We start from the raw sequence: 19,920 nt of genomic DNA on the forward strand, positions 1-19,920 counted from the left end.
CCGCTGGCGAACCCTCCTCTCTGTTTTTTTCGTCTTGAGAGGCAGAACCATCATCTAAAAGGAGGGAACTCATATGAGAAGGTGCGCCGTATTTGCGTTTGCCTGTGTGCTGTGCCTTGCCGGGTGTAAAAAGACCATTGGCGGTTCAGAACTGTACGCATTTCCGGAACCGACCATGCTGATTACAGGTACTGTCTGCTCTCAAGGAGAAGAAACCGCATTTGAAATTGGCTCAGAGGACTATGACCCAAAGGACTTGTCCACTGCACCTGTTATCGCGTGGTTCTATAACCTGGAGGTCACTGCCTGCGATGAGCCGGAGGCGGTGGAGGGCGCGGAAAGCTACACCTTCCAGGTAGAGGGGGAATATGCGTTTACCTATGAGAACAGGGGCGGCGAAGCGTATTTGATCACCGGCGGCCATTATTATGAGGTAAGGAACCCGTCCGCTCCCCCGATCAAGTAAATGCCAATGTGCGGAAGGGCACGGCAAAAAGGGGCAGGGCCGAAACAGACCTTGCCCCTTTTTGCCGGCCGGCGAACATCCATGGGAAGCGAATACGAAGGCGGGATCTGCGCGCCGGCGCACGTTTTCCGCAGCGATTATTTTTTCAGAAAGCTGGCCGGGTCCACGGGCTCGCCGTCCAGGGTGACGGAGAAGTGCAGGTGGGGCCCCTGGGCCGCCTCGGCTGCGGCGCTGGTGCCCACGGTGCCGATCAGCTGCCCGGCGGAGACGGTGTCGCCCGCCTTTACCACCGGCGGCGACTGGAGATTGGCGTACAGCGTGTGGTAGCCGCCGCTGTGCTCGATGACCACAGTGGTGCCCATGAGCACATCGTCGTCCACCGCAACCACAGTCCCGGCGCTGGCGGCCAACACAGAGGACCCCTCCGCCGCGGCGATGTCCACGCCGTCGTGGGTCCGCCAGTCCTCCAAAGTGGGGTTATAGAGCAGCTGGTCCATGGAAAAGGCCGCCACCACATCTCCCTCCAGGGGGGAGACCACTGTCAGGGGCTCCTCCGCCGTCACCGGGGCCTGGACGGCCACCTCCGTCTCCGGCATGGATACCGGCTGCTCCTCTGCCTCCTCCGCCTCCGGCTCACTCTCCGGCTCCGTCTCCGGCTCCGGCAGCTGGGCCGGCAGGTCCGTCACCGGGGCGGCGGCCTCTTTCTGGACTGCCGGTTCCTCCTGGACCGCGGGCTCCGGCGTCCGGTCCATCAGCAGGAAATAGCCGCCCACGCCCGCCACCGCCAGACACAGCACCAGCGCGGCGTAAAATCCGGGACCGCCCGGAAGGGATCTGAATTTGTCTGCCATGTAAGGATACCTCCCTCAAGTTTGGGTCTGGGGGAAGTATGGGCGGTTTTTCCGGGGTTTATTCCAGAATTCACCGGAAATTTTACAGAACCGGCGGGAAAATCCCGCCGCAACAGATCCTTGCTTGACAGGTTCCGGAGATTACCGATATGCTGATAGAGAGGTGACGTGGCATGACGGATATTCACAGTCATTTGAAAGCACTCCGCCGGGCTCGGGAGCTGACCCAGGAGGCGGTGGCTCGTCAGATGGGATTGACCCGGCAGGCTGTTTCCAGCCACGAGTCCGGTCGGACCCAGCCGGATCTGGAGACGCTGGCGCGCTATGGGGAGGTTTACGGCGTCTCCCTCCAAGAGATCCTGTACGGCGGCAGCCGCTCGGAACGGCAGCTCCGACGTCTGCGCCGGGCGGCCTGGACGGTGGGAGCGGTCCTGCCGATATGCAACGCCCTCTGGGCTGGACTGCGCTGGACCGCCAGCCGCTTTTTTCCCATACAGGAGGGGCAGATGCAGGCGGGCATGCAGAAGGTCTGGGAACAGCACCGGCTTTTGGCGGAGCTAAGCGAAAAAGCCGAGGGATTATCCCTGGTGATCGCCTGGCTGGCGGTGGTGGTGCTGGCCCTGCGCCTGGAGCGGCCGGTGCCGCTCCGGGAAAAGTTGAGCTGTCTGGGTATCCTGGCGGCGCTGACCATGGCGGCGGTGCTGCCCTTTGCTCTGGCGGATCCGGTGTTTGGGTTGGCCGACTACACGGTGACGCCTCTGCGGCAGATCCTCTGGGGGGCGATGGCGGTGCTGGTCCTTCTGACAGTGGATGCGCTGCGGGGAAGAAAAACCACATAAAAAACGGGAGGCGCTGCGGATAGCAGCGCCTCCCGGCGTTTGGGGTCTTATTTGATGATGAGGGACTTGCCGTCCATCTCCTCGGGACAGGCCAGGCCCATCACGTCCAGGATGGTGGGGGCGATGTCCGCCAGGCGGCCGCCGCCGCGCAGCTCACTGCCGGCGCCGCAGAGAATGAAGGGCACCGGATTGGTGGTGTGGGCAGTCATGGGAGAGCCGTCAGCCTCCTCCATCTGCTCGGCGTTGCCGTGGTCGGCGGTGATCATGGCGATGCCGCCCATCTTCAGCGTGGCGTCCACCACCTTGCCGACGCACTCGTCCACGGTTTCCACGGCCTTCACGGCGGCCTCGTAGACGCCGGTGTGGCCCACCATGTCGCAGTTGGCGAAGTTCAGGATGATGACGTCGTAGGCGCCGGACTCGATCCGCTCCACACACTTGGCGGTGACCTCCGGGGCGCTCATCTCCGGCTGGAGATCGTAGGTGGCCACCTTGGGGGAGGGCACCAGCACCCGGTCCTCGCCGGGGAACACGGTCTCGCTGCCGCCGTTGAAGAAGAAGGTCACGTGGGCGTACTTCTCCGTCTCGGCGATGCGCAGCTGGGTCATGCCCATCTGACTGAGGTACTCGCCCAGGCCGTTGTGGACGGACACCCGGGGGAAGGCCACCTCCACATTGGGCATGGTGGCGTCGTACTCCGTGTTGCACACGAAGGTCAGAGGGAAGGTCTGGCGGGTGAAGCCGTCAAAGTCCGGATCCACCAGCGTCCGGGTGATCTCCCGGGCCCGGTCGGGGCGGAAGTTGAAGAAGATGACGCTGTCGTTGTCGGAGATGGTGCCGTCGGCGTCGCAGACCACCGGCTCCATGAACTCGTCGGTGATCCCGGCGGCATAGGAGTCCTTCACCGCGGCCACCGGCACGGGGTTGAACGAGGCGCTCTCGCCGTAGACCATGGCGTCATAGGCCTGCTCCACCCGGTCCCAGCGCTTGTCCCGGTCCATGGCGTAGTACCGGCCCATGACCGTGGCGATCTTGCCCACGCCGATCTCCCGGCATTTTTCCACCGTCTCGGACACAAAGTCCACGCCGGAGGTGGGGGACACGTCCCGCCCGTCCAGGAAGGCGTGGATGTAGACCTTTTCCAGTCCCCGCTCCTTGGCCATTTTCAGCAGGGCGAAGAGGTGGCTGAGGTGGGAGTGGACGCCGCCGTCAGACAGCAGGCCCATCAGGTGCAAAGAGGTGCCGTTTTCTTTGCAGGCGTCCATGGCGTGGCAGTAGGCGGGGTTGGTGAAAAAGTCCCCGTCGGCGATGGACTTGGTGATGCGGGGCAGGTCCTGGAACACCACCCGGCCGGCGCCGATGTTGGTGTGGCCCACCTCGCTGTTGCCCATCTGTCCCTCCGGCAGGCCCACGTCCAGGCCGGAGGCCTGGAGCTCCGTGTGGGCGAACTCCTGAAAGAACTGGTCCAGCCGGGGCGTTTTGGCGGCGCGGACGGCGTTGCCCAGGCCGGAGCCCGCCATGCCGAAGCCGTCCATGATGATAAGTGTAGTGGGTGTTTTGTTCATAGAAACCTCGATTCGGTCACATTTCAATCGACTCCCGCCGGCAGGGCGGGCGCCGCGCAGGTCAGTCCTGATTGGCGGCGTTGACGATCTCCACGAACTGCTCGGGCTTCAGGGCGGCGCCGCCGATGAGGCCGCCGTCGATGTCCGGCTGGGCCAGCAGCTCCGCGGCGTTCTTGGGATTCATGGAGCCGCCGTACTGGATGGTGATGGAGCGGGCCACCCGGGCGCCGTACAGGGAACGGATGGTGGCGCGGATGTTGCCGCAGACCTCGCCGGCCTGCTCGGCAGTGGCAGTCTTGCCGGTGCCGATGGCCCAGATGGGCTCATAGGCGATGATGCAGCGGCGCAGCTTGTCGGCGGGCACGCCGTTGAGGGCGCTCTTGACCTGCAGGGCGATCCACTCGTTGGTGATGCCGGTCTCACGCTGCTCCAGGCTCTCGCCCACGCAGATGATGGGGTTCATGCCGGCGTTCAGCACGGCGTGGACCTTCTTGTTGACGGTGGTGTCGGTCTCGCAGAAATACTGCCGCCGCTCGCTGTGGCCCACGATGACGTACTTGACGCCCAGGTCCTTGAGCATGTCGGCGGAGACCTCGCCGGTGTAGGCGCCCTTCTCCTCGAAGTAGACGTTCTCGGCGCCCACGGAGATCCGCAGGTCCTTGAAGGCCTTGACGGCGGTCTGAATGTTGCAGGCGGGGACGCAGATCAGCGTCTCGCACCACTTGGCGCGGGGCATGATCTTCTTCATGTCCTCAGCGAACTTCTTGGTCTCGGTGGCGGTCATGTTCATCTTCCAGTTGCCGGCGATGACGGTCTTGCGATATCTGCGATTCATAATTTTCTCGTCTCCTTTTATATATCTGATGGTCCGATCTGTACGTTCTCTGGAAAAGAGATCTGTTTCAAACACCCATAGGGGGATGAGCTGAAGAAAATCCGGTTTTTTACGGAGAAAACCACTCATTTATACAAGATTTCGCCCGCTTTGTCAAGCATAACGCCGCCTTCGGGAAAAATCCGGAAAAAACGGGCGCCGAGGGTAAAAATCCGGGCTGCACCGATCCGGGAAATCCGCCAGGGATCGGGGATCGCGCTGCCGGGATGGTGGATAGGCGGCCGGGGAACTTACTTGTCCGGGAGGCAGGCCACGCCGGGCAGCTCCTTGCCCTCCATGAACTCCGCCTCTGGCGCCGCTGGACACAGCCGAAGCGCCGCCGGCGGCGGATGAAGCGAGGCTGTGTCGAGGAAGCGGCACGATTGGCGGTCCCGGCAGGGACCGGGAATCGTTTTGCCGCGACAGTGGATAGGCGGCCGGGGAATTTACTTGTCCAGGAGGCACGCCACGCCCGGCAGCTCCTTGCCCTCCATGAACTCCGCCTCTGGCGCCGCTGGACACAGCCGAAGCGCCGCCGGCGGCGGATGAAGCGAGGCTGTGTCGAGGAAGCGGCACGATTGGCGGTCCCGGCAGGGACCGGGAATCGTTTTGCCGCGACGGTGGATAGGCGGCGGCCGGGGAATTTACTTGTCCAGGAGGCACGCCACGCCCGGCAGCTCCTTGCCCTCCATGAACTCCAGGCTGGCGCCGCCGCCGGTGGAGATGTGGGTCATCTTGTCGGCGTAGCCCAGCTGCTGCACGGCAGCCGCGCTGTCGCCGCCGCCGATGATGGTGATGGCGCCGGTCTTGCTGAGGGCCTCGGCCACGGCCTCGGTGCCCTTGGCGAAGGCGGGGAACTCGAACACGCCCATGGGGCCGTTCCAGATGACGGTGCCGGCGTCGGCCACGGCGCCGCAGTACAGCTTCACGGTCTCGGGGCCGATGTCCAGGCCCTGCCAGCCGTCGGGGATCTCTCCGGCCTTGACCACCTGGCTCTTGGCGCCGGGGGCGAAGGCGTCGGCGCAGACGGTGTCCACCGGCAGCAGGAGCTTGACGCCCTTGTCGGCGGCCTTTTTCACCATGTCATTGGCGTAGTCTTCCCAGTCGGCCTCCAGCAGGCTGTCGCCCACCTTGCCGCCCTGGGCGGCGGAGAAGGTGTAGGCCATGCCGCCGCCGATGATGATGGTGTCGGCGATCTCCAGGAGGTTGTTGATGACGCCGATCTTGGAGCTGACCTTGCTGCCGCCCAGGATGGCCACCAGGGGCCGCTTGGGATTGGCCAGGGCGCCGCCGATGAAGTCCAGCTCCTTCTGGATCAGGAAGCCGGAGACGGCGGGCAGGTAGTCGGCAACGCCCGCGGTGGAGGCATGGGCCCGGTGGACGGCGCCGAAGGCGTCGGATACATAGATCTCCGCCATGTCGGCCATGGCCTTTGCCAGGGCGGGGTCGTTCTTGGTCTCGCCCTTTTCAAAGCGGGTGTTCTCCAGCAGCAGGATCTCGCCGGGCTTCAGCGTGGCGGCCTTGGCCTGGGCGTCGGGGCCCACCACGTCGGAAGCCATGATGACGGGCTTGCCCAGCAGCTCGCTCAGGCGCTGGGCCACAGGGGCCAGGGACAGGGCCTTGAGGGATTTCTCCCAGGCCTCCTTGGTGGCCTCCTTGCCCTTTTCCGCCTGCTTTTTGGCGTAGGACTCGAAGGTGGCCGCGGGCTTGCCCAGGTGAGAGCAGGCGATGACGGCGGCGCCCTGGTCCAGCAGGTACTGGATGGTGGGCAGGGCGGCGCGGATGCGCTTGTCGTCGGTGATGACGCCGCTGCCGTCCTTGGCCAGGGGCACGTTGAAGTCGCAGCGAAGCAAAACCTTCTTGCCGGCCACATCCACGTCACGAACGGTCTTTTTGTTGTAGTTCATTGGGTTTCCTCCGTTTTGTCAGTTGTGTTGGGATCGCGGGGCAGCGCCATCTCGCCGGTGTCCTGCAGGCCGGGGAAGCCGGTTTGCCGCAGGGCCTCGTAGACGCACACCGCCACGGTGTTGCTGAGGTTCAGGCTCCTTGCCTGGGAGATCATGGGGAGGCGGATGCACCGGTCGCGGAACCGCTCCCGGAAGTCCAGGGGCAGCCCCGCCGTCTCCTTGCCGAAGAACAGCCAGCTGTCCGGCGTGAAGCGGGCGGCCTCATAGGACCGGGGGGCCTTGGTGGTGGTGAGCCAGGCCTCCGCCGCGGCCTCAGGGTGCCGGGCGAAGAGGTCGTCCAGACTGTCGTAGGCGGTGACCTCCACCAGGTGCCAGTAGTCCAGCCCCGCCCGGCGCACGGCCCGGTCCGAAATGTCGAATCCCAGAGGCCGGACCAGGTGGAGGCGGCTGCCGGTGGCGGCGCAGGTGCGGGCCACGTTTCCGCAGTTCTGGGGGATCTCCGGTTCCACCAGTACGATATTCAGCATGGCCCACTGCCCCCCTTTTTCATACGAACAGGGTTTATTGTAATCCTTTGCCCACACAAATTCAACCGTAATGTGTAAAGAAATTCGGATTTTCAGAAAAAATTACGACAAAAGAAGCGGAATTTCTGCAAAATGCCGAAAAAAACGAAAAAATTTGCGCGGCGGGGCGTCAAATCCGCCGTCTGCCACAAAAGAACCGGAAAAAGCCGGAACGTTTTCGGGGAAAATTTCACAATAATTTCTTTGGAACCACTGGATTTTCCTAAGAACTTTGTTATAATAAACGTACGAACCATTAAGGAGGAAATCACCCATGGATCATCCGCAGCGCGCCGTGTTCTTTTTGGAGGAGGATTCTTCCGTTCCGGCGCACTCCAAACCGCTGATGCTGGAAGCCGTTCTGTTTTGCCCGATCCTCAGATGGATGAGTGACCAGTTGCTGGCCGATGGCGTGCAGCGGTTTTTTGTCGTTTGCGGACCCCGCTTCGCCCGGGAGGCCCGCGCCTGCCTGCCGGAGGATCTTCCGGTCACTGTGTCGGAGCAGCAGCGGGACCTGCTGGACTTCCTGGACACGGAGGAGGAGACGGCGGTCTTTGTCCACGCCGCCCTGCCCGCGGCGGAGGCCGGCCCCGGCTTCGCCTATGCCGCCTCCGGCCATGAGCTGGCGGAGGTCTGGCGGGAGAAGATGACCAACGCCGTCTCCGGCGCCCGGCTGCTGCCGGGCTGGCTGCCGGTGTTCGGCCTGGAGACCCTGGCGGAGCTGGAGCCCCTGTTCCGGGAGCGGATCGTCCGCCGCCACATCCAAAACGGCGTCCGGATCCTGGATCCCTCCGCCGTCTATATCGATCCCCGGGTCCGGGTGGGCCGGGGGACTGCTTTGCTGCCCGGCACCATTCTGCGGGGCGAGAGCGCCATCGGCTGTGGCTGCGAGATCGGGCCCCAGGCCATGGTGGACGGCTGCCAGGTGGGCGACGGCGTGACCATCAACGCCTCCCAGGTCACCGGCAGCACCCTGGCCGACGGCTGCGACGTGGGGCCCTATGCCCACGTGCGTCCCGGCTGCCAGGTGGGACCCAAGTGCCATGTGGGCGCCTTTGTCCAGCTGAAAAACTGCGTGCTGGGCGAGGGCACCAAGATGAGCCACCTGACCTACGTGGGCGACGCCGACGTGGGCAGCGGCGTCAACTTCGGCTGCGGCACCGTCACCACCAACTACGACGGCTTTGAAAAGCACCGCTGCGTCATCGGGGACAACGCCTTCATCGGCTGCAACACCAATCTGGTGGCGCCGGTGACCGTGGGCGAGGGCTCCTATATCGCCGCGGGCGCCACCATCACCAAAGATGTCCCCGCGGACGCCCTGGCCGTGGCCCGGGCCAAGCAGGAGAACAAAGAGGGCTGGGCCCGCCGCCGGCGGCAGATGCACGGAAAATAAGCGCCGGCCTGAATGAAAAGACAAACAAAAATTGATAGATTACAGAAAGAAGGCGTTGGAAAATGATTTCTCACGGCAAAGATGTCAAAATTTTCTCCGGCAACGCGAACCCCAAACTGGCGGATGAGATCTGCAAGCTCATGGGCACCAAGCTGGGTGAGGCTGAGGTAGGCACCTTCTCCGACGGCGAGGTATTCGTCTCCCTGTATGAGACCGTCCGCGGCAGCGACGTGTTCGTGGTCCAGTCCACCTGCGGCGCCGTCAACAACAATCTGATGGAGCTGCTCATCATGATCGACGCCCTGAAGCGGGCCTCCGCCGGCCGGATCACCGCGGTGATCCCCTACTTCGGCTACGCCCGTCAGGACCGCAAGGCCAAGGCCCGCGACCCCATCACCGCCAAGCTGGTGGCCAACATGATCACCGCCGCCGGCGCCGACCGGGTGCTGACCATGGACCTCCACGCCGCCCAGATCCAGGGCTTCTTCGACATCCCGGTGGACAACCTGGCCGGCAACCCCATCTTTGTGGACTACTACGCCAAGAAGTTCGGCGCCGAGTGCGAGAACATGATGGTGGTCTCCCCCGACGTGGGCTCCGTGGCCCGTGCCCGCGCCTTCGCCCAGAAGCTGCACATGAACCTGGCCATCGTGGACAAGCGCCGCCAGAAGGCCAACAGCTGCGAGGTCATGAACGTCATCGGCGACGTCCGGGACAAGGACTGCATCCTCTTCGACGACATGGTGGATACCGGCGGATCCCTGTGCAACGCCGCCCAGGCCCTGATCGAAGTGGGTGGGGCCAAGAGCGTCCACGCCTGCGCCTCTCACGGCGTCCTCTCCGGCCCGGCCCTGGAGCGGGTCAACAACAGCGTCATCCAGGAGCTGGCTCTGCTGGACACCATCCCCGCCGTGGACCCGGCCAAGTGCCCCAAGATCAAGTACCTGTCCGTGGCCCCCATGTTCTCCGAGGCCATCGAGCGCATCTATCAGGAGATCTCCATCTCCAAGCTGTTCCGCTGAGACGGCGCGCCTTCTTTCTACAAGGAAAAAATTGCATACGCTGCCAGGCGGGGAAGGAAACTTTCCCGCCTTGGCTGACGTTGGGAAAGGATGAGTTCCCCTGCTGTTTGCAAGCAAGACCGCCGGCCCGGAGTGGCTGGTGGTGGGCCTGGGCAATCCGGGCCAGAAGTACGCCAACACCCGCCACAACATGGGCTTTCTGACCGTGGACCTGCTGGCGGAGCAAAAGGGCGTGAAGCTCAACAAGGTCAAGTTCAAGTCCGCCTATAATATCCTCTCCTTCGCCGGGGCCCGGTGTCTGGTGATGAAGCCCCAGACCTATATGAACCTCTCCGGCGAGGCGGTGCGGGAGGCGGCCCAGTTCTACAAGATCCCCGCCGACCACGTGCTGGTGATCTACGACGACGTGTCCCTGCCCGTGGGCAAGCTGCGGGTCCGGCCCACCGGCTCCGCCGGCGGCCACAACGGCATCAAGAACATCATCGCCCATCTGGGCACCCAGGACTTCCCCCGCATCAAGATCGGCACCGGCGCCCCGGGCCAGGACGGCGACATGATCGACTGGGTCATCGGCGTGCCCTCCCAGGCGGACCGGAAGATCCTGCTGGAGAGCTTTGAGCGGGCCATCGAGGCGGCGGCGTGCATCATTGAAAACGGCTGCCAGAAGGCCATGAACGACTTCAACTGACCCCCGGCGGGAAAGTTCCCGCCCGAAAGCGCATACCCTCCATATGACACGGACCATCCCGGCCCCCCGCCAGACGGCGCGGGGGCATTGGGGCGTTGGCTCCCATATTTTTACAGATAGCGAGGACCCTATGGAACGTTTTCTGGAAACACTCAATACGCTCCCCCAGGTGGCCCAGCTGGCGCAGCTGGTGGAGTCCGGCGGCTGCCCGGCGGCGGTGACCGGCCTGCAGCCGGTGCAGCGGGCCTGCGTGGGCGCCGCCGTGGCCCGGGCCGCCGGACGTCCGGCGGTGTTCGTCTGCGGCGACGAGCGGGAGGTCCAGACCCTCTGCGCCGATCTGGAGACCCTGACGGGCAGCCGTCCCGTGACCCTGCTGGGCCGGGAGTGGCAGCTGCGCCCCGGCGCCGTGGCCTCCCGGGACTGGGAGCGGGGGCGTCTTGCGGCCCTGTACGCCCTGGCCTCCGGCCGGGCGGAGACGGTGGTGGCCACGGCGGACGCCCTGCTGGAGCGGACGCTGCCGCCGGCGCTGCTGAAAGGTCTGGCGGTGACGCTGGAGCCGGGGAAGCGGGTGGATTTGAAGGCCCTGACCGAGGGCCTGCTCCGCGGCGGCTACGCCCGCTGCGACCAGGTGGAGGGCGTGGGCCAGTTCGCCCTGCGGGGCGGCATCCTGGACGTGTTCTCCCCCCTGATGGACCAGCCGGTGCGCTGCGAGTTCTTCGACGACGAGATCGACTCCATGGGAGCCTTCGACCCCGGTACCCAGCGCCGGACCCGGAACCTGGAGACGGCGCTGCTGCTGCCGGCGGCGGAGGTGCTGCCCCACGCGGCCCCCGGGGGCCTTACCGGCCTGGCGGAGGCCCTGGAGGCTCTGGCCGCCAGGCTGGAGAAAAAGCAGAAGGCGGAGGCCCAGGTCCGGACCCTCCGGGAGGACGCCGAGCGGCTGAGGGCCGGGGCCGTCCCCGGCGGCATGGACCGGTATCTGGCCGCCGTGTACAAGGAGGTCACCGCCGGCGTCCACTATCTGCCCGCCGACGCGGTGGTGTTCCTCAGCGAGAGCGGCCGGGTGGACGAGCGGGTGAAAAACACCCTCCTGCGGCTCAAGCAGGACACGGAGGCGCTGCTGGAGGCCGGGCTGATGACCGGGGAATACGCCCGGCTGTGCCTGGGGGCCGAGGAGTTCTACGCCGCGCTGGAGGACTTCCCCGTCATTATGGAAAACGCCCTGCCTACCTCCCGCTATCCCCTGCGGCCCAGGGGTCTTACCGCCGTCAACGCCAAGCAGCTCAGCTCCTACGGCGGAAGCCTGGAGACCGCCGTTACGGACCTGGAGCACTACCGCTCCGCCGGCAGCGCCGTGCTGATGCTCTGCGGCGGGGAGACCCGGGCCCGAAACCTGCTGCGGATGCTGGAGGACCGGGGCATTCCGGCCACGCTGGACCTCAAGGGCGCCGCTATGCCGGCGCCGGGGGAGGTCCGGATCTCCCTGGGGGCCCTCTCCGCCGGCAGCGAGTGGCCGGCGCTGCACCTGGCGGTGCTGACGGAGGGACAGCTGTCCGCCCCGGCGGTCCGCCGGCGGCAGAAGCTGAAAACCGACTCCAACCGCCAGAAGCTCCAGTCCTACACCGACCTCTCCCCCGGGGACCTGGTGGTCCACGTCCACCACGGCGTGGGCCGGTTCTCAGGGCTGCAGCGGATGCCGGTGGACGGCGTGGAAAAGGACTATATCAAGATCGACTACGCCGGGGGCGACTGCCTGTACGTCCCCGTGACCCAGCTGGACCTGGTCAGCAAATACATCGGCGGCGGCGAGGACCAGGAGCGGACCCGCCTCAACAAGCTGGACGGCACCGAGTGGGCCAAGCAGAAAACCAAGGCCAAAAAGGCGGTGAAGGACCTGGCCAAGGGCCTCACCCAGCTCTACGCCGAGCGGCAGCGGCGGCCGGGCTTCGCCTTCTCCCCGGACTCCCCCTGGCAGCGGGAGTTCGAGGACGCCTTCGACTACGCCGAGACCGACGACCAGCTCCGCTGTATCGCCGAGATCAAGGCCGACATGGAGCGGCCCCGGCCCATGGACCGGCTGCTGTGCGGCGACGTGGGCTACGGCAAGACCGAGGTGGCCCTCCGGGCGGTGATGAAGTGCGTGCTGGACGGTAAGCAATCCGCCATTTTGGTGCCCACCACGGTCCTGGCCCAGCAGCACTACGCCACGGCGGTGAACCGGTTCCGGGACTTCCCGGTGAAGATCGAGGTCCTCTCCCGCTTCACCACCGCCAAGGAGCAAAAGCGCATCCTGGGGGCCCTGAAGGCCGGAGGGGTGGACCTTTTGATCGGCACCCACAAGCTGCTGCAAAAGACCGTGGAGTTCAAGGACCTGGGGCTGCTCATCATCGACGAGGAGCAGCGCTTCGGCGTCACCCACAAGGAGCGGCTCAAGGAGATCAGCCGCCAGGTGGACGTCCTGACCCTCTCCGCCACCCCCATCCCCCGGACGCTGAACATGGCGCTCTCGGGCCTCAGGGACATGTCCACCCTGGAGGAGCCCCCGGCGGACCGCCAGCCGGTCCAGACCTATGTGCTGGAGCACGACTGGGCCATCCTGGAGGACGCCATTCGCCGGGAGCTGAGCCGGGGCGGCCAGGTCTACTACCTCCACAACCGGGTGGAGACCATCGACCTCACCGCCGCCCGGCTCCAGAAGATGCTGGGGCCGGAGGCGCGCATCGTCACCGGCCACGGCAAGATGAACGAGCAGGAACTGTCCTCCGTCATGCAGGCCATGGTGGACGGCGAGGCGGACATCCTGGTGTGCACCACCATCATCGAGACCGGCATCGACATCCCCAACGTCAATACCCTCATCATCGAGGACGCCGACAAGATGGGCCTCAGCCAGCTCCACCAGATCCGGGGCCGCATCGGCCGCAGTGCCCGCCGGGCCTACGCCTATCTCACCTTCCGGCGGGGCAAGGTCCTCCAGGAGACTGCCGCCAAGCGCCTGGCCGCCATCCGGGAGTACGTGGAGTTCGGCTCCGGCTTCAAGATCGCCATGCGGGACCTGGAGATCCGGGGCGCGGGCAACCTGCTGGGTCCGGAGCAGTCCGGCTACCTCATGAGCGTGGGCTACGACCTGTACCTCAAGCTCCTGGAGGAGGCTGTTTTGGAGGAGCAGGGCCGGGAGAAGCAGGTGGAGACCGAGTGCGCCGCGGACCTGACCGTCAACGCCCACATCCCCGACCGGTACGTGCCCTCCCCGGAGCAGCGGATGGACCTCTACCGCCGCATTGCCGCCATCCGCACCGACGAGGACGCCTCGGACCTGCTGGACGAGCTGCTGGACCGCTACGGCGAGGCCCCCAAGGCCGTGCTGGCGCTGCTGGACGTGGCCCTGCTCCGCGCCGCCGCCGCCAAGGCCGGCGTGTCGGACATCTCCCAGAAGGGCAATGTCCTGCGTCTCCAGCTGGGCCTGTTCCACCCGGCGGCCCTGGCGGCCGTGTGCGGCCTGGCCAAGTACCGCCGCCGCCTGACCCTGGCGGCGGGGGAGGTGCCCGCCCTGTCCCTGACCCTCAAACCCGGCGAGGACGTGCTGGAGGCCGCCAGGACCCTGGTGGAGGACCTGACCCTGGCCGCGGAAAAATAAGGCATATGTGTTCGGCTCCTCCCATAGGATGAAGGGACATCCTACGGGAGGAGCCTTGTACATGAGAAGGATCATCACCGCTGCCCTCGCCTGCGCTTTGCTGCTGACCCTGGCCGCCTGCGGCGGCAAAGGGACCCCGCCGGGGGACGACCTGCTGTCCCGGGCCTCCGGCACCCCCTCCGATGAGCCGGGCCTGACCGTGGACGGCCGGGAGGTGGAGGCCTGGCGGTACCTCTACTGGCTGGCCTACACCTGCGACAGCATCCAGACCGCCTACGATGACGCCGGCACAGAGCTGGACTGGGACGCCGCCTTCGGTGAGGGCACCCTGGCGGACTACGCCGCGGAGCAGGCCCTGGCGGACACGGTGCTCTACGCCGTGGTGGAAAACATGGCGGAGGACCAGGACTGCGCCCTGACCGAGGAGGACCGGGCCGCCATGGAGGCCGACTGGACCGCCGCGGCGGAGGCCGCCGGAGGCGAGGACGCCTACCTCACCGATCTGGGACGGCTGGGCCTGGACCGGACCCGGGCGGAGACCCTGGCCGCCACCGCCTACCTCTACGACCGGCTGCGGCAGAGCGCCGGTGACCCGGAGAGCGGCGCCTACCCCACGGCGGAGGATCTGGCCGCCTTCGGCGCCGACAGCGGCTATCTTACCCTAGACTTCATCCGGGTGGACGCCGGGGACGACGCCGAGGCCGCCCGTGCCCGGGCCGGAGAGGCCTTCTCCAAGCTCAACGGCTCCGCCGCCCCGGAAAACGACTTCGCGGTCCTGGCCGCCACGTACAGCGACGACCCTGACCGGGACCAGTACCCCCACGGCCGGACCTTCCGCGCCGGGGAGGGCACCCTGCCCGGGGCGGCGGAGGAGGCGGCCCTGGACCTGGAGGAGGGCCAGTGGAGCGGCATCGTGGAGGCTGACGGCAGCTTTTATATCCTGCTGCGGCTGCCGCTGGACGCCTCCGCCACCGCTGCCGAGTGGTTCGACTGGCGGCTCCAGTCCGCTGCGGAAGCGGCGGAGGTAAAGTGGACCTCCATCCTGGAGGACCTGGACGCCGGAGAATTCTGGAGCGCCCTGATGGATGCGGAGGACGCTCCGCAAACGTGACCGCCGGGAGACGGCCCCATCCAATTTCGTCAAGGTGACGAAATTGGATGGGGTTTTGTCAAAGATTTAACAAAAATGGGACGAACGGCCATTTTGCCATTGACGGGGGCGGATAAACCCACTATAATCAAACTTGCGAGGGGAGGCAGACAGGCGTTTGTCAAAAAATTAGCAATCCTGTTTATTTTTTGACAACTTCTGTACCACCTCCCGTCATTGTGTGTTGGCATCTGCGGCAGCGGTCTTTGGCCGGTGTCCACAGACCGCTGCAAGACCTGACTTACATTTTATAAAAACGGAGGAACATCATGAAAGATCTTTATGTCGTGAATTGCTGCAGAACCGCTATCGGCTCTTTCGGCGGCAGCCTCAAGAACACCCCCGCCACTGAGCTGGGTGCCATCGTGGTGAAGGAAGCCCTCAAGCGCGCCGGCGTCGCCCCCGAGCAGGTGGACGAGGTCATGTTCGGCTGCATCCTCACCGCTGCCCAGGGCCAGAACGTGGCCCGCCAGGTGGCTGTGAAGGCCGGCATCCCCTACTCCGTTCCCGCTTACACCGTGGGCATGGTCTGCGGCTCCGGCATGAAGTCCGTCATCGAGGGCGCCCGCGCCATCCTGGCCGGCGACGCCGACGTGATCGTCTGCGGCGGCACCGAGAACATGAGCGCCGCTCCCTATGCCGTTCCCACCGGTCGTTACGGCGCCCGGATGGGCCACACCCAGATGATCGACACCATGATCAAGGACGGTCTGTGGGACGCCTATCACAACTATCACATGGGCACCACCGCTGAGAACATCGCCGATATCTGGGGCATCACCCGCCAGGAGATGGACGAGTTCGCCGCCTCCTCCCAGCAGAAGACCGAGGCCGCCCAGAAGGCCGGCAAGTTCGAGGACGAGATCGTTCCCGTGCCCGTGAAGGTCAAGAAGGACATCGTGGAGTTCAAGGTGGACGAGTTCCCCCGCGCCGGCGTCACCGCCGAGGGCATCTCCAAGCTGCGCGGCGCCTTCCCCGTGGGCCCCGAGTCCCCCAACCCCGAGGTCGTGCACACCTTTGAGCCCAAGGGCCTGAAGGAGACCGCCGACAAGGGCACCCAGCGCGTCACCGCCGCCAACGCCTCCGGCATCAACGACGGCGCCGCCGCTATCATCCTGGCCTCCGGCGAGGCCGTGGAGAAGTACGGCCTGAAGCCCATGGCCAAGCTGATCGGCTGGGGCCAGGGCGGCGTGGATCCCAAGATCATGGGCGTGGGCCCCGTGCCCGCCTCCCGTCAGGCCATGGCCAAGGCCGGCGTGACCATCGACGACATCGACCTGGTGGAGGCCAACGAGGCCTTTGCCGCCCAGTCCATCGCCGTTGCCCGTGAGCTGGGCTTCGACATGAGCAAGGTCAACGTCAACGGCGGCGCCATCTCCCTGGGCCACCCCGTCGGCGCTTCCGGCGCCCGCATCATCGTGACCCTGCTGCACGAGATGCAGAAGCGGCCCGACGCCAAGAAGGGCCTGGCTACCCTCTGCATCGGCGGCGGCCAGGGCACTGCCACCGTGTTCGAGAAGTGCTGAGCACCTGCTGAACATCCCTGAGAAACCGAGAGGACCCCGGCCATTGGCCGGGGTCCTCTTTTGCTTGTTGAAAAAAGTGGAAATCTTGTGCAACGGGAAGGAAGATAGTTACGAAAGAAACCCAGGAAGGGTGTCTTTCGTTTTTAATCATGAGTTTTTTGAACCTTTTTGAGGTTCAAAAAACTTGCTCAGCGTGTCAAAAAGGTCTTTTTGACACGCTGAGAGGACCCCGGCCATTGGCCGGGGTCCTCTTTTGCGCAGTTTCAGCGCCGGGGACGGGATCTGGGGTAGGGCGTCGGATCGTCCGTGTATCCCACCAGATAGTCGATGCTGGTGTGATAGAACGCCGCCAGCTGGATCAGAGCGGATACGGGAATGTTGAGATTGCCCCGTTCGTAGTCGGAATACGTGGTCTGGTGGACTTGCAGCAGGTCCGCCAGCTGCTTTTGGGACAGGGACTGGTCCTCCCGAAGGGCGCGCAAATGGCCGAGCATATCCTCACCTCGGCCACAGTATATATTAAGGGAATAGCCCTTATTGGCTTCTAAGGGTATTTCCCTTAAAATAGAAGTACGGGAGGTGATAAAATGCCTGACACCTGTGCCGGATGCCGGTATTTCCGCCGCCACTACGTGAAGAGCGGCCGGGGCTATGCCCCCATCGCCCAGGGCCACTGCGTCCACCCCCGGCTCAAGGACCGGACCGCGGACGCCCCCGCCTGCCCCCGGTTTTCCCCGGGAAAAGAGGCGAAGCGGCCATAAAAGCGCCCGCAGACGGTCTCTGTCCGCGGGCGTTTCCGGGTCCGTCAGAAGGTGAGGGTCCGGGGCGCCTCCGTAAAGGAGGAGAAGGTGGCCGTGACCTCCGTCAGGGCGAAGATCTGGGTGTTGCCGTCCCCGGGCTGGTACATGGCCTGGAGGGAGGGGTATGCCTCCAGCATATGGGCCTGGGCCTCGATCCGGGGGTCCTCCACCGCCGCGGCCGCCAGCCGCAGCCACCGCTCCCCGTCAAAGGCGCACAGCTCCACCCTGGGGTTGGCCAGGATCTGCCGGGACACGTCCTTCTTCCGGCCGGTCTGGACGGTCAGGCGGCCGTCGAACAGGTCGATGGTGCCGAAGGGCCGCACCCGGGCCTGCCCGCCGTCCACCGTGGCGAGGTAGTAGGTCCCGCACTTTCTCAGAAATTCCAGCACTTCTTCCATGGAAAAGACCTCCTTGATCAAGTTTCGATCTCCCCTTTATCATACCAGTTTCTTCTGCCCCGGGCAAGAAAAGGCGCCCGGCTTTCGCCGGGCGCCCGCGGGACGTCACAGGTTGCTGTTCAGCACGGAGGTGAAGGCCTCGGGGGGCATGACGCCCACCTTGCGGTCAAACTCTTTGCCGTTCTTCAGGAACACCACGGTGGGGATGCTCATGACGCCGAAGCGCCGGGCCAGGTCCGGCTCCTCGTCCACGTTCACCTTGCCCACCAGGACCTTGCCGTCAAACTGCTCCGCGATAGACTCCACCACCGGGGAGAGCATTTTGCAGGGGCCGCACCAGGAGGCCCAGAAGTCCACCATAGCCAGGGGGGCCGCCTCCACGGCGGCGTCGAATTCGGAAGTCTTGAAATGCTGGATCGCCATAATTCATTTCTCCTTTATATTTTTATTTTGAAATCACGGTATGTGCATAAAACCCTGCTGAAAGGGTGCCCCGCCGGCGGGATTTCATCCCTGGCGGGCCTGCCGCTCCAGATCGGCCACATAGGCGGCGGCACTCTGACCGGCGATCAGTCCCTCTCCGGCGGCCTTGGCCGCCTGAAGGGGTCCGCCGGTGCAGTCCCCGGCGGCAAAGAGGCCCGGCAGGTTGGTGGCCATGCGGCGGTCCACCGCCACGAAGCCCTTCTCCGTCTCCAGGCCCGGGAACAGATCCGTGGGGGCCAGGGCGGGCCGCAGGATGAACACGCAGTCCACATCGGTGCTCTGCCCGTCGCAGGTGACGGAGCGGACCGTCTCCTCCCCGTGGATCTCGCAGGTCCGGGGCCGGTCAAAGTAGGTCACGCGGCAGCCGATCCGCTCCAGGAACTCGGCCTCCTGCCGGGCGGAGTCGCTGTATCCCAGCACCGCCACGGCCTTGCCCCGGTAGAGCATCCCGTCGCAGGTGGCGCAGTAGCTGACGCCCCGGCCCAAAAACTCCGCCTCGCCGGGGAACTTCTTCCCCCGGGCCACGCCCGCCGCCAGGACCACGGCTTTGGCGTTGTACATGTCGGGCCCCACGCTGACGTACCAGGCGTCCCCCATCCGCACGGAGGTGAGCGCCCGTCCCGTCAGGAACTCCGCGCCGGAGCGCTCCGCGTGGCGGCGCAGCTGGGTCAGCAGCTCCGCGCCGGAGACGGCGGGCAGGCCCGGATAGTTGTCCACCCGCTCCGCCGGCCACAGGGGGTTCTCCTCCAGAGGGTTGGAGACCACCAGGACGCTGCGGCCCCGGGCCCGGGCGTTCACCGCGGCGGACAGGCCCGCGGGACCCCCGCCGATCACCAGAATGTCACAGGACATAGTTGGACGCCTCCTCTTCCATCAACACCGCCACCAGGCCGGCGGCCACCGGCGAGGAGACGTGGTAAATGACTTCGTTGCCGCACCGCTCCGTGGACACCACCCCCGCGGCCCGCAGCTTCTGCAGGTGCTGGGAGATGCAGGACTGGGACATGCCCGTGGACCGCTCCATGCAGGAGACGTTGTGGCAGCCCCGGCGCAGCAGCCCGTGGACGATCCGCAGCCGGACCGGGTTGGACAGGGCCTTGAGCAGCTCCGCCCGCTCCTCGTAGTCAATTTGTACATCCATTCGCCGCACCGTCCTCTCCTGCTGTGTTAATCGTGTTTGCAATATTAGATTATCATAATGTTCTCATTGTAGAAGTAGTTTTTGCAACAAAACCAAAAATTTTTTAGTGGGTCAGCTGTCCGCCTGGGCGACTTCCATCTCTTTCGGCCTGCACAGGTACCACACGCCGTCCAGCAGGACTGCCATTCCCTCCTCCGTCTGCGCCACGGGGGTGCCCGGCGGGCAGAAATTGGCCTGTCCGTTTTTCCGGGGAAAGGTGTCCGTCTCGAAGGACACGGTCCCAACGGCGGCGTCCGCCGGGAGCTCGTCCACAGCCTGGGCGGACGCATAGTAGATGGTGCCGTTCCACATCAGGGCGGAGGGGTAGTCGGTCTCCGTGGCGGGCAGGCTGCGGATCCGCCACAGCCCGAACAGCAGCCCCGGCACCAATGCCAGGAGCACCAGCCGTCTGCGCATATCTGTCATCCCCTCTCTTCTGTGAGAAGTATTCTGGAAAGGGAGACGACAAAAGCAGGCGGAGGTTCCGCCGCGGGGGAAAATCCCCGGCAAAGGGGGCCCGGGCGGTTGCTTTTGCCGCCGGAGTTTGATACACTTGCCCTATACGGCAAATG

21 protein-coding genes are annotated in these 19,920 nt (G+C 65.2%); 10 read left to right on the forward strand and 11 right to left on the reverse strand.

The window, feature by feature from the left end:
- The first annotated feature begins 73 nt into the window (after positions 1-73).
- The gene (locus ACVDHE_RS06225; RefSeq protein WP_458885965.1) at positions 74-466 is read left to right on the forward strand and encodes a hypothetical protein; all 393 of its coding nucleotides are present in this window, start codon (positions 74-76) and stop codon (positions 464-466) included.
- A gap of 137 nt (positions 467-603) precedes the next feature.
- On the opposite strand, the gene ACVDHE_RS06230 is transcribed toward ACVDHE_RS06225, so the two are convergent.
- Positions 604-1,317 carry a M23 family metallopeptidase gene (locus ACVDHE_RS06230; RefSeq protein ID WP_213037310.1) on the reverse strand — a complete coding sequence of 238 codons (714 nt, stop codon included), beginning with the start codon at positions 1,315-1,317 and terminating at the stop codon, positions 604-606.
- A gap of 173 nt (positions 1,318-1,490) precedes the next feature.
- Between ACVDHE_RS06230 and ACVDHE_RS06235 the strand changes: the two genes are divergently transcribed.
- On the forward strand, positions 1,491-2,156 hold the full coding sequence (locus ACVDHE_RS06235; RefSeq protein WP_458885966.1) for a helix-turn-helix transcriptional regulator: 666 nt from the start codon (positions 1,491-1,493) through the stop codon (positions 2,154-2,156).
- 47 nt (positions 2,157-2,203) lie between these two features.
- Here ACVDHE_RS06235 and gpmI read toward each other — a convergent pair whose 3' ends face one another.
- The 4 genes from gpmI to ACVDHE_RS06255 form a co-directional block, all read right to left on the reverse strand.
- Positions 2,204-3,721 carry a 2,3-bisphosphoglycerate-independent phosphoglycerate mutase gene (gene gpmI / locus ACVDHE_RS06240; protein WP_458885967.1) on the reverse strand — a complete coding sequence of 506 codons (1,518 nt, stop codon included), beginning with the start codon at positions 3,719-3,721 and terminating at the stop codon, positions 2,204-2,206.
- Between the two features lie 61 nt (positions 3,722-3,782).
- The gene (gene tpiA, locus ACVDHE_RS06245; protein WP_325224555.1) at positions 3,783-4,556 is read right to left on the reverse strand and encodes a triose-phosphate isomerase; all 774 of its coding nucleotides are present in this window, start codon (positions 4,554-4,556) and stop codon (positions 3,783-3,785) included.
- 683 nt (positions 4,557-5,239) lie between these two features.
- A complete protein-coding gene (locus ACVDHE_RS06250; RefSeq protein WP_458885968.1) occupies positions 5,240-6,502 on the reverse strand; it encodes a phosphoglycerate kinase in 1,263 nt (420 codons plus the stop codon).
- On the reverse strand, positions 6,499-7,029 hold the full coding sequence (locus tag ACVDHE_RS06255) for a tRNA (cytidine(34)-2'-O)-methyltransferase (RefSeq protein ID WP_213037315.1): 531 nt from the start codon (positions 7,027-7,029) through the stop codon (positions 6,499-6,501). Before ACVDHE_RS06255 ends, ACVDHE_RS06250 begins: the two co-directional genes overlap by 4 nt.
- 132 nt (positions 7,030-7,161) lie before the next feature.
- Here ACVDHE_RS06255 and ACVDHE_RS06260 point away from each other — a divergent pair, with 132 nt between their 5' ends.
- The 7 genes from ACVDHE_RS06260 to ACVDHE_RS06290 all read left to right on the forward strand — a co-directional run bounded on the left by ACVDHE_RS06260 (position 7,162) and on the right by ACVDHE_RS06290 (position 16,487).
- Positions 7,162-7,461, forward strand: coding sequence for a hypothetical protein (locus tag ACVDHE_RS06260; RefSeq protein WP_213039947.1), 300 nt, complete (start codon positions 7,162-7,164; stop codon positions 7,459-7,461).
- Positions 7,454-8,464: a DapH/DapD/GlmU-related protein gene (locus ACVDHE_RS06265; protein WP_325285230.1), complete on the forward strand. Its 1,011-nt coding sequence runs from the start codon at positions 7,454-7,456 to the stop codon at positions 8,462-8,464. The genes ACVDHE_RS06260 and ACVDHE_RS06265 overlap by 8 nt, the downstream gene beginning before the upstream one ends.
- Positions 8,465-8,526: 62 nt before the next feature.
- Positions 8,527-9,486 carry a ribose-phosphate pyrophosphokinase gene (locus ACVDHE_RS06270; protein ID WP_418725532.1) on the forward strand — a complete coding sequence of 320 codons (960 nt, stop codon included), beginning with the start codon at positions 8,527-8,529 and terminating at the stop codon, positions 9,484-9,486.
- 142 nt (positions 9,487-9,628) lie between these two features.
- A complete protein-coding gene (gene pth / locus ACVDHE_RS06275) occupies positions 9,629-10,174 on the forward strand; it encodes an aminoacyl-tRNA hydrolase (RefSeq protein WP_418725533.1) in 546 nt (181 codons plus the stop codon).
- A 130-nt stretch (positions 10,175-10,304) separates the two neighbouring features.
- Complete coding sequence (mfd, locus tag ACVDHE_RS06280) at positions 10,305-13,811, forward strand: transcription-repair coupling factor (RefSeq protein WP_458885969.1); 3,507 nt, start codon at positions 10,305-10,307, stop codon at positions 13,809-13,811.
- Positions 13,812-13,872: 61 nt separating this feature from the next.
- Positions 13,873-14,922: a peptidylprolyl isomerase gene (locus tag ACVDHE_RS06285; RefSeq protein ID WP_458885970.1), complete on the forward strand. Its 1,050-nt coding sequence runs from the start codon at positions 13,873-13,875 to the stop codon at positions 14,920-14,922.
- A gap of 308 nt (positions 14,923-15,230) precedes the next feature.
- Complete coding sequence (locus ACVDHE_RS06290; protein ID WP_213037320.1) at positions 15,231-16,487, forward strand: acetyl-CoA C-acetyltransferase; 1,257 nt, start codon at positions 15,231-15,233, stop codon at positions 16,485-16,487.
- Positions 16,488-16,750: 263 nt separating this feature from the next.
- Here the strand turns inward: ACVDHE_RS06290 and ACVDHE_RS06295 are convergent, their stop codons facing one another.
- Positions 16,751-16,981, reverse strand: a complete 231-nt coding sequence (locus tag ACVDHE_RS06295; RefSeq protein ID WP_213037321.1) for a helix-turn-helix domain-containing protein — start codon at positions 16,979-16,981, stop codon at positions 16,751-16,753.
- 93 nt (positions 16,982-17,074) lie between these two features.
- On the opposite strand from ACVDHE_RS06295, the gene ACVDHE_RS06300 reads away from it, so the two are divergent.
- Complete coding sequence (locus tag ACVDHE_RS06300) at positions 17,075-17,248, forward strand: hypothetical protein (protein ID WP_458885971.1); 174 nt, start codon at positions 17,075-17,077, stop codon at positions 17,246-17,248.
- A 44-nt stretch (positions 17,249-17,292) separates the two neighbouring features.
- On the opposite strand, the gene ACVDHE_RS06305 is transcribed toward ACVDHE_RS06300, so the two are convergent.
- From ACVDHE_RS06305 to ACVDHE_RS06325, 5 genes are all read right to left on the reverse strand, one after another.
- Positions 17,293-17,685 carry a pyridoxamine 5'-phosphate oxidase family protein gene (locus ACVDHE_RS06305; RefSeq protein WP_213037324.1) on the reverse strand — a complete coding sequence of 131 codons (393 nt, stop codon included), beginning with the start codon at positions 17,683-17,685 and terminating at the stop codon, positions 17,293-17,295.
- A 105-nt stretch (positions 17,686-17,790) separates the two neighbouring features.
- Positions 17,791-18,108: a thioredoxin gene (gene trxA / locus ACVDHE_RS06310; RefSeq protein ID WP_458885972.1), complete on the reverse strand. Its 318-nt coding sequence runs from the start codon at positions 18,106-18,108 to the stop codon at positions 17,791-17,793.
- Positions 18,109-18,192: 84 nt separating this feature from the next.
- Complete coding sequence (locus tag ACVDHE_RS06315) at positions 18,193-19,020, reverse strand: NAD(P)/FAD-dependent oxidoreductase (RefSeq protein ID WP_458885973.1); 828 nt, start codon at positions 19,018-19,020, stop codon at positions 18,193-18,195.
- Positions 19,010-19,309, reverse strand: a complete 300-nt coding sequence (locus tag ACVDHE_RS06320) for an ArsR/SmtB family transcription factor (RefSeq protein ID WP_213037327.1) — start codon at positions 19,307-19,309, stop codon at positions 19,010-19,012. Before ACVDHE_RS06320 ends, ACVDHE_RS06315 begins: the two co-directional genes overlap by 11 nt.
- A 111-nt stretch (positions 19,310-19,420) precedes the next feature.
- On the reverse strand, positions 19,421-19,765 hold the full coding sequence (locus ACVDHE_RS06325) for a hypothetical protein (RefSeq protein WP_458885974.1): 345 nt from the start codon (positions 19,763-19,765) through the stop codon (positions 19,421-19,423).
- Between the last annotated feature and the right edge of the window lie 155 nt (positions 19,766-19,920).

Source organism: Dysosmobacter sp. Phy, from assembly GCF_054476235.1.